This window comes from Actinomadura sp. KC216, from assembly GCF_004348535.1.
Classification (GTDB): Bacteria; Actinomycetota; Actinomycetes; order Streptosporangiales; family Streptosporangiaceae; genus Spirillospora.
In genome coordinates, this window is record NZ_SMJX01000591.1 from 1 (window position 1) to 2030 (window position 2030).

A 2030-nucleotide genomic window follows, 5' to 3' on the forward strand; every position below is an offset into this window, starting at 1 on the left:
CCCCCACCGCCAGACCCGCGGCTGCCAGCACAGACACCTGCGCGGGCCCGGCGTGCAACACCAGAACCGCGATCAACGGAAAGGCGTCGAACGCGAGCCTCGTCCCGAACGTGCTGAACGCGTACGACGCCCAAAGCCACCCGAACCGCCGCCCCAGCGACCGCCTGCCCACCGTCTCACCGCCACGCCGTCGACCGAGGAGAGGCTACCGAGCGGCGGCCATCCGGTGGCCACGGAGCCCCGTCGCTGAAGACGGCACCAACCGGAAACCGGGGCCGGCGTCACCCGCCGGCCCCGACCGCCCGCGTCAGCAGTTGGTGTACTTGATGTACCACTTGCCGTTTCCATCGCCGAGCTTGTAGTCGGCGACCCAGTAGTTGTTGCTGAGCGGCACCCACAGGTACCCGTGCCTACGGATGATGCGGCTCCAGTCCGTGTTGATGGACTGACCGCTGCTGACCACGTACTTCACGGGGTGATTCGTCCCCGGTCCCGATCGGACGTTCAGCTTCGACACCGCCACCCTTCCGTGGCACCACTGGGCCCGCCGAGGGTCGCGCTTCTCCAGCCGCTCCAGCGCCTTGGCGGCGCCTTCAGGCCCCACGACGATGGCGCCGGGCCCCTGCCCTTCCTCAGGCTGCGTGGGCTGCGGCTGAGCCGGCACCGACTCTTCCTGCTGGCCCGGGTTCGGCGGCGGCTCAGAGGCCCCGGCGACCGCACCGAGGCTCAGCGCACTCCCGGCCAGCACCGCGGCCGCCGCTCCAACACCGAGCTTTATCCCTACCTGCATGTGTTCCTCCAGGTTGGTCCGACGTACGCCGCAGACATTACCCAGAGTCACAAGATGCAGACCCAGAGTAACGAAGACTCTTTTTGGCGGACGATGGCGAGCCACCTGCGAAGGCCATGCGCGCTTCGCTACGTTGTCGTCGGTGGGGGTTGGGGCCTGATGATCGCCGGTACCGTCGGGTATGCCGAGGCCGCGGAGGTGCTCGCGCGGCAGTACGAGGGCTTGGCGTTCGTGGACGTCCACAAGGACGTCCTGCACCTGTTCCCCACCCCCGCGAGCCGGATCCTGGACGTCGGCGCAGGCTCAGGACGCGACGCCGCGGCCCTGGCACGCGCCGGACATCACGTGGTCGCCGTCGAACCCACCGACGAACTGCGCGCCGTCGGCGAACGACTCCACGCCTCCGAACGCATCGAATGGCTGGCCGACGCACTCCCCGACCTCTCGGCCCTCCCCGCGACGTGCGACTTCGACATGATCCTCCTGTCCGCGGTCTGGATGCACCTGGACAAGCACGAACGCCACACCGCGATGGGACGCCTGGCCACCCTGACCGCGCCGTCCGCCCGAATCATCCTGACCCTGCGCCACGGCCCGGTACCGCCTGGCCGCCGCATGTTCGACGTCTCAGCAGAGGAAACCATCGCCAACGCAGCCGCGGCCGGCCTGAGACTCGTCCACCGAAGCTCCCGCCAGGACGCCCTAGGCCGCCCCGACCTGACCTGGACCATCCTCGCCTTCAAACCAACAACTCATCCCTGACCAAGCGCCCCCAGAACCCCCACGAACCCAAGCCAATAAGCCGGGCTCAGCCCTTCCCTAAGTGAGGGTTAAGGGTGTTCTGGTGGGGGGTTCGGCGGCTTAGCGTTTGGGGTGTCACATCGGAGACACGGCGGAGGTGCACAGGCGGAGAGCAGAGCGAACGTCGGCTGAGGTTCCGACTGAGGTTCCTGATTGAGACAGGTTTCTGGCCCGCACGGCTTTGTAACCCCGCTCTGGGGCCGTGCGGGCCAGAAGCCTTTCTCAGGGTCGGGGGAGGGCGCCCAGGAGGAGAAGGCGGACGGCGTCGGCGGTGCCGGTCGCGGTGGTGTCGCCGGTGGCCAGGCGGCGGAGGGCCAGGCCGTAGAGCAGGGCGACCGTGGCGGGGGCGTGGCGTTCGGCGTCGGGGACGCCCAGGTGGGTGAGGACGGCGGTGGCCAGGCGGTCGTAGGCCTCGACGGCGCGGACGGAGGTTTCGCGG

General features: G+C 69.1%; 2 protein-coding genes and 1 pseudogene. 1 reads left to right on the top strand and 2 read right to left on the bottom strand.

From position 1 onward, the window contains the following. Nucleotides 1-307: 307 nt before the first annotated feature. Nucleotides 308-790 carry an SH3 domain-containing protein gene (locus E1264_RS42280; RefSeq protein ID WP_132183165.1) on the bottom strand — a complete coding sequence of 161 codons (483 nt, stop codon included), beginning with the start codon at nucleotides 788-790 and terminating at the stop codon, nucleotides 308-310. Between the two features lie 159 nt (nucleotides 791-949). Here E1264_RS42280 and E1264_RS42285 point away from each other — a divergent pair, with 159 nt between their 5' ends. Then, on the top strand, nucleotides 950-1552 hold the full coding sequence (locus E1264_RS42285; RefSeq protein WP_132183167.1) for a class I SAM-dependent methyltransferase: 603 nt from the start codon (nucleotides 950-952) through the stop codon (nucleotides 1550-1552). A 261-nt stretch (nucleotides 1553-1813) separates the two neighbouring features. Here E1264_RS42285 and E1264_RS42290 read toward each other — a convergent pair. After that, nucleotides 1814-2030: pseudogene (locus tag E1264_RS42290) on the bottom strand (TetR/AcrR family transcriptional regulator); the annotation flags it as partial.